Origin of the sequence: Acidithiobacillus sp. HP-11 (assembly GCF_015100075.1) — a bacterium.
GTDB lineage: Bacteria > Pseudomonadota > Gammaproteobacteria > Acidithiobacillales > Acidithiobacillaceae > Acidithiobacillus > Acidithiobacillus thiooxidans.
The window spans coordinates 101,382-107,446 of the sequence record NZ_JACKYY010000004.1 but is presented as its reverse complement, the minus strand read 5'-3'; the positions used below and the strand labels follow the sequence as shown (position 1 = coordinate 107,446).

At 52.1% G+C, this 6,065-nt stretch carries 8 protein-coding genes and 1 tRNA gene; 1 reads left to right on the top strand and 8 read right to left on the bottom strand.

Annotated elements, in window-relative coordinates; translation table 11 throughout:
- The 7 genes from H7F08_RS02555 to H7F08_RS02525 all read right to left on the bottom strand — a co-directional run.
- A partial coding sequence (locus tag H7F08_RS02555; RefSeq protein WP_193639758.1) for a transposase occupies nucleotides 1-1,025 on the bottom strand: 1,025 nt, incomplete at its 3' end.
- 44 nt (nucleotides 1,026-1,069) lie between these two features.
- The gene (locus H7F08_RS02550) at nucleotides 1,070-1,303 is read right to left on the bottom strand and encodes a hypothetical protein (protein WP_193639757.1); all 234 of its coding nucleotides are present in this window, start codon (nucleotides 1,301-1,303) and stop codon (nucleotides 1,070-1,072) included.
- The gene (locus H7F08_RS02545; RefSeq protein ID WP_193639756.1) at nucleotides 1,293-1,574 is read right to left on the bottom strand and encodes a helix-turn-helix domain-containing protein; all 282 of its coding nucleotides are present in this window, start codon (nucleotides 1,572-1,574) and stop codon (nucleotides 1,293-1,295) included. The genes H7F08_RS02550 and H7F08_RS02545 overlap by 11 nt, the downstream gene beginning before the upstream one ends.
- A 48-nt stretch (nucleotides 1,575-1,622) precedes the next feature.
- Nucleotides 1,623-1,892: a BrnA antitoxin family protein gene (locus H7F08_RS02540; RefSeq protein ID WP_193639755.1), complete on the bottom strand. Its 270-nt coding sequence runs from the start codon at nucleotides 1,890-1,892 to the stop codon at nucleotides 1,623-1,625.
- Complete coding sequence (locus H7F08_RS02535) at nucleotides 1,852-2,163, bottom strand: BrnT family toxin (RefSeq protein ID WP_227487791.1); 312 nt, start codon at nucleotides 2,161-2,163, stop codon at nucleotides 1,852-1,854. Before H7F08_RS02535 ends, H7F08_RS02540 begins: the two co-directional genes overlap by 41 nt.
- 41 nt (nucleotides 2,164-2,204) lie before the next feature.
- The gene (locus H7F08_RS02530; RefSeq protein ID WP_193639754.1) at nucleotides 2,205-3,206 is read right to left on the bottom strand and encodes a site-specific integrase; all 1,002 of its coding nucleotides are present in this window, start codon (nucleotides 3,204-3,206) and stop codon (nucleotides 2,205-2,207) included.
- Between the two features lie 186 nt (nucleotides 3,207-3,392).
- Nucleotides 3,393-3,477: transfer RNA gene (locus H7F08_RS02525), tRNA-Leu, on the bottom strand.
- A 374-nt stretch (nucleotides 3,478-3,851) separates the two neighbouring features.
- On the opposite strand from H7F08_RS02525, the gene H7F08_RS02520 reads away from it, so the two are divergent.
- Nucleotides 3,852-4,937, top strand: coding sequence for an alkene reductase (locus tag H7F08_RS02520; RefSeq protein ID WP_142088537.1), 1,086 nt, complete (start codon nucleotides 3,852-3,854; stop codon nucleotides 4,935-4,937).
- A gap of 34 nt (nucleotides 4,938-4,971) precedes the next feature.
- Here H7F08_RS02520 and pyrC read toward each other — a convergent pair whose 3' ends face one another.
- Complete coding sequence (pyrC, locus tag H7F08_RS02515; protein WP_193639753.1) at nucleotides 4,972-6,006, bottom strand: dihydroorotase; 1,035 nt, start codon at nucleotides 6,004-6,006, stop codon at nucleotides 4,972-4,974.
- Nucleotides 6,007-6,065: the final 59 nt, after the last annotated feature.

Below are 6,065 nucleotides of genomic sequence, written 5' to 3'. Positions count from 1 at the left end.
CGTGGGCTCGGAGATGTGTATAAGAGACAGGCCACCAGCGCTGCTATTGGTCCCAGTTGCGCTGTTTGTGCCTGGAGGGTTTCCAGCATGGGGATGACCTGTTCCTTGTCATTGGGGGCCTGACTGACTCCGGTGGCTACCACCAGCATCGTCTGGTCATCCACGGCGGCCTGGGCATTATAGGTTTGTTCAAAGCCACCGCCTGAGACCGGCATGATGCGGGATTCTTCATCGGTGAGATTGATCTGGTCCTGCGCTTTAGGCGCCGGGTCCGGTGCCTGGGGGGCTTTGCCTCGGGGCTTTTGTCCCAGGGCTTCCCGTTCGGCACGGCGCGCCATTTTCATGTCGTAATGTTCTTTCTCTTTGGCATAACGGACCTGCGCCCGCTCGGCAATCTTCGCCTTGGCCACTGCCATCACGGCCAGCCGGTCTGTGCGGCGCTGGATCTCTTCGGGCAGATTCACGCCCTCGGGAATTACAGACTGATCCGCTTGTTCTGCCAGCGCAAAGAGCTCCTGCACTTCGGCTTGGAGATGACGCTCCATTTGCTCAATATGCCCATGGGACAGGGCTTGATGTTTGGAAGCGTTGGCGTGAATCTTGGTGCCATCCAGACACACCCGACCAATCTTCAGCAGTTTCATCTCTTGCGCCAGTTCCAGCACCTGCACGAACAATCCTTGCAGTTCGCCCAGAAAACGGCGACGGAAGGTGGCCAGGGTATCATGATCCGGATGGCTGCCTGCCGCGAGGTAACGGAACGCGACAGAATCATAGGTGGCTTGTTCCAGTTTACGGCTGGAAAAGACCCCGTTGGCATAGCCGTAGACCAGAATCGCCAGCAGAGTGGCTGGATGATAGGCCTTATGGCCACGACCCGCATATTGTTGGACCAGTAGCGAGAGATCGAGCTGATCAATAACTTCCACAATAAAGCGGGCCAGGTGCCCTTCTGGGAGCCAGTCGTCCATGGAAGGGGGCAGAAGATAATCAGTCTTGCGGTCAGTATCGAGGAAGTGGGCCATAAAATCACTCATCACATTGAATCGTAAGTAATTATACGATAATTTTAGGCAAAATGAAAGTCCGACAAGCTGCTAGAGACCACATTGCGCTGGATGGGAGGTTGAAGGGGGGCGGTGACTCTGTTTTTTTTCTGCAGTACGGCCTGCTCCAGTTTGGCCATACGATGCCGCAGATCGCTGACATCTTCCAGCAACTGATCGGTGCGTTCCAGAATCGTGTGCAGGTATTCCATAATGGGATTTTCAGTGGTTGTCACCAATCGAGCCTCAAGCTGCATTCAGTATCCGCAGTTCTATGTGTAGCCCTGCCGCCGTCGCCATGTTCACTAACATGTCCAGACTAAATAGGTCAATCTTACCGCGCACCAGATCGGAAACGCGTGGCTGTGTCACGCCAAAAAGTTGCGCTGCTTGAGCCTGGCTCATTCCAGTAAGGGCGATATGGCCCTTGAGTGACATCATCAACTGAGAACGCAGCTTCATATTCTCAGCTTCCTCCCGCGTATCCTCAATCGCATCCCATACACTCGCAAATCGTTCTTCGCTCATGATTTTGTCTCCTGAAGGGATCCCAGTATTGAATTGTGTACCGCTGTATCACGCCTTGCGCTGGATATATTCGCGCAGTACGGCGTCCATACGGAATTGCCATCCTTCTCCAATCTGTCGGAAGTAGGTGACTACCTCTGGGCTGTAACGCACCGAGAGAAGCACCTTGCGACTGGACAGCTTTGGGCGTCCCCTACCACGTCGGATCACTTGGTCCCCCTGGTATAAGTCCGCTTCCTGAAAAAACTGCGCATCCAACTCCGGGGCGTCGTCCAGATCAATCCAGGTGCTGGGTATATTGGGCTTGTTCTCGCTCATTGGCTTTCCTCATGCTGATGATGTGCCGATCGTCGATGTTACGCGGCGTCCACACCATGACCACCATCCGTTCCCGCAACATCCCCACAGTGACGAGACGGGTTTCTCCATAGTCCTTGCGATCGTCCTCGCGGGTAAAGTGCTTTCCTGTAAACACCAGCGGTGCGTCCTCAAAATCTAACCCGCACTCTTCGCGAGTCTTTTGGCGTTTGGATGGATCGAAGGCATTTGGCTTATGCCGAATGGTGCACGGGTAAAATACGTGAGTCAATCAGCCCTCAGTAAGGTGTCAGGCCTGTTCCGTTGCGGCAGTTACCCCAACAGGATCGCCAAATCCTCCGCCTTCAAATGCGTATATCTCTTCAACATTTGCAAGGTCTTGTGCCCGGTGATGGCCGACACCTGCATCGGATGCAGTCCTTTTTCAAATAGCCGACTGGTGGCTTCATGGCGCAAGTCATGGAAGCACAGGTCCTCAATGTGGGCACGCTTGCAGCATCGGGCGAAGGATTGGGTAATCGTATCGGGTTTGGTCTCCCAGACCGGTCCCTCCAGACGGTGGGGCAGGGCGTTGAGCACGTCCAAAGCGGCTGTAGAGAGGGGCACATGGCGCTTGGTGCCGTTTTTGGTGTCGGGTAATAGTGCAACCCTTCGAGACAGATTAATGTTTTCCCAAGTCAATCTACAAAGCTCTCCGCGTCGCATAGCGGTTTCTATGGCAAATTGAACCAGAGAATAGAGATGGGGATTGTCATCATTGCGACAGGCTTCCAGCAGGCGGTCTTCCTCGTTGCCTTCCAGGCGTCGCTCTCGACCTTGCGGCAGCTTCGGCTTGCGTATGGCTTGCACGGGATTGGTGAGGGCTTCCATACCCCATTCGGTTTTGGCCACCTTGAAAAGATGGCTGAGAACGGCCAGATGCAGGCGAATGGTGTTGGCGCTTTTGCCCTCCCGTTCCATCGCTTTGACGGCTTCGGCAACATCCATGCCGCGCACGGCGGACATGAAGCTGCAGGCAATGGGGCGTTTCATCCACTGGCGCAAGCGCATTTGCTCAGGATGGGGCGTTTTCTTGTGAGGCGTCACTTCCGTTAAATAGCGTTCGAGACATTCTTTCAAGGTGGTGTTTTCCGATTGGGATCGATCACGCCACAACCCGCGCACCATTTCTCCCTCAACCATGGAGGCCCAAGCCTGTGCGTCTGCCTTGTTGCGAAATACCTTGGATTGCGGGGGAAATCCCTTCTTTCGGATCTTTACTTGCCAGCCGATGCGGATGCCATCCCGATCTAACTGTTCGTAAAAGCCTGCCATTTGTTTGCCTCCTCCATTGCTGCAATCGAAAGGGTTCAGAGGACTTTTTTGCGGCGGCAAAGCACCGCAGGAAAAGCGCCTGAATCCCCTGCCATTGTCCAGATATTGTCCAGAAAAGGCAAATAGGGAGTTTCTGAGACGCCAAAAAAGAGTGCTTGCACTTTTAAAAACTTTTTATAATCAAGGTGGTGCCCAGGGCCGGACTCGAACCGGCACGGTATAAACCGAGGGATTTTAAGTCCCTTGCGTCTACCGATTTCGCCACCTGGGCAAGGTACAGGCTGATCTTTTCATCGTACGCTGTTATCGTGGCGAGAGTCTGATCAACAGTGCCTGCATCATAACAAGATCAACCGTCACAAACCAGATGATCAAGTTATTCGAATAAAAGGCGCAGATTGCGGGAAGGCTTTGCAGCAATTTTGGGCCTCGCAGTTGTTATTTTTGTCGACATCTTTCCCCGAATCATCATTTTTGAACAGTAAGTTGGTAGCCAATTGGTCAACGACTTATTTAACCAGCGATTGCTTTGAAGATTTGCGCGCATGGTATATCGGACAAGAATATGGATACTTGTAAACAGACTGACTGGTCGGTACCATTATCGTATCTATGACCTTGAACAAACCCTGACTAGGAGAAACCATGGCCGACTTGTTCTCACCATTGCAACTGGGCAGCATCCAAACAGCTAATCGCATTTTTATGGCCCCTTTGACGCGCTGCCGCGCAGAGGACGAACATGTACCAACGCCGCTTATGGCAGAATATTACGCTCAAAGAGCCAGTGCGGGGCTGATCATCGCTGAGGCAACCATGATTTTGCCGGGTAATTCTGCCTTTTGGCATGAACCGGGTATTTATTCCGCTGCACAGATTGATGGTTGGCGCTTAGTGACCGACGCCGTGCATTCGGCTGGAGGTAAAATTGCCCTGCAACTCTGGCATGGTGGTAGAGCGTGCCATCCTGATTTGAATGATGGGGTCGTTCCTGTGGCTCCCAGTGCCCTTGCCATTAAGGGTGAAGAGGTACATACCCCAAATGGAAAGCAAAAATATACTGAACCGAGAGCCTTAAAGGATGATGAAATACCCGCTATTGTCCAAGGGTTTGCCCAGGCTGCCCTGAATGCCCGTTCTGCCGGATTTGATATGGTAGAAGTCCATGCGGCAAACGGATATTTACTGGATGAATTTCTGCGGGACGGAAGCAATGTTCGGTCTGGAATATATGGTGGTAGCATGGAAAACCGTGCGCGACTGCTATTCGAAACATTGACGGCTGTTTCAAATGCCATTGGTGACGATCTGGTCGGGGTGCGTTTATCTCCCCTCAATAGCTTCAACGATATGCGTGATAGTAATCCCGTGGCCTTGTTGACCTGGCTTGCTGATCGCTTGAATGATTTTGGCTTGGCTTATTTACATTTAATGCGCGGAGACTTTTACGGCCATCAATCAGGCGATATTTTGTCTCCAGCGCGGAAACATTACCGTGGATCTCTGATTGCCAACATGGGCTACTCGCCTGAAGAAGCCAAAGAAGCTTTAGCCTCTGGTGTTGTTGATGCCATTGCTTTTGGAACGGCTTTCCTGGCAAATCCAGATTTGCCAGATCGGATTCGTGCAGGCTATTCCTTGAATGCTCCTGACCAATCCACTTTTTATTCTCCTGGGCCAAAAGGATATACTGACTATCCGGCGTATAAAAAATCTAGTTTTAGTAAATAATACAGGACGGGATGAATACCTATTATTCCTTTAGTTATTCTCTCAATTTCCATGATAATTTCTCTCCGGTCCGGAGAGGAATTAATGTGTCCACTCCACAGGGATAGCTTTCGGGAACTGTCCAACTCCGTTTTTCCAGAGTAATGTGCCCCTGATTACGAGGGAGCTGGTAGAAATCCGGTCCATGAAAACTGGCAAAAGCTTCCAGCTTGTCCAGAGCGCCTGCTGCTTCAAAAACTTCTGCATAAAGTTCAATGGCTGCATGGGCGGTGTAAATTCCGGCACAGCCGCAGGCCGACTCCTTGTCCTGACGGGGATGGGGGGCGCTGTCCGTACCGAGAAAATATTTGGGATTACCACTGGTAGCGGCTTGAATCAGTGCCTGGCGGTGGGTTTCCCGTTTGAGAATCGGCAGGCAGTAATGGTGGGGACGAACCCCACCGACAAACAGGGCATTGCGATTGAGGAGCAGGTGATGAGCGGTGATAGTGGCCGCTATCTGCTTTCCGGCATCGGCCACAAATTGGGTGGCGGTGCGGGTGGTGATATGTTCGAGAACCATGCGCAGACCCGGAAAATTGCGAGTCAGGGGTAGCAGATGACGTTCTATGAATACTGCTTCCCGATCAAAAATATCAATATCCGGATCGGTTACTTCTCCATGCAGGAGCAGGGGCAGATCCATTTTTTCCATGGCTTCCAGCACGTTGTATACGCGTTTGAGGTCGGTGACACCGTTTTCCGAGTGGGTGGTTGCTCCCGCCGGATAGTATTTCACTGCCTGTACAAAACCGCTGCTTTTGGCTTTTTCGATTTCACTCACAGTGGTGTTATCGGTGAGATAAAGAGTCATGAGGGGTTGAAATGCTGAGCTCGGTTCCAGTGCAGCAACAATCCGGTCACGATAAGCAGCGGCAAGGTCCACCGTGGTCACGGGCGGTTTCAGGTTGGGCATGACGATGGCTCGACCAAAACGTCGGGCACTGTCAGGAAGCACTGAGGCCATATTGGCCCCGTCACGCAGATGCAGATGCCAGTCGTCGGGACAAATCAGGTTGAGTTCTTGCACAGCAACATCCTCAGCTTATTGAGATCAGACTGGATGATATGTTGCTGGCGCAATGTTTT

What these genes read in the sequence shown, in the direction of transcription:
- H7F08_RS02520 (WP_142088537.1), top strand. Translation starts at nt 3,852, where the DNA reads ATGGCCGACTTGTTCTCACCATTGCAACTGGGCAGCATCCAAACAGCT.
- H7F08_RS02550 (WP_193639757.1), bottom strand. Translation starts at nt 1,303, where the DNA reads ATGCAGCTTGAGGCTCGATTGGTGACAACCACTGAAAATCCCATTATG.
- H7F08_RS02530 (WP_193639754.1), bottom strand. Translation starts at nt 3,206, where the DNA reads ATGGCAGGCTTTTACGAACAGTTAGATCGGGATGGCATCCGCATCGGC.
- H7F08_RS02540 (WP_193639755.1), bottom strand. Translation starts at nt 1,892, where the DNA reads ATGAGCGAGAACAAGCCCAATATACCCAGCACCTGGATTGATCTGGAC.
- H7F08_RS02545 (WP_193639756.1), bottom strand. Translation starts at nt 1,574, where the DNA reads ATGAGCGAAGAACGATTTGCGAGTGTATGGGATGCGATTGAGGATACG.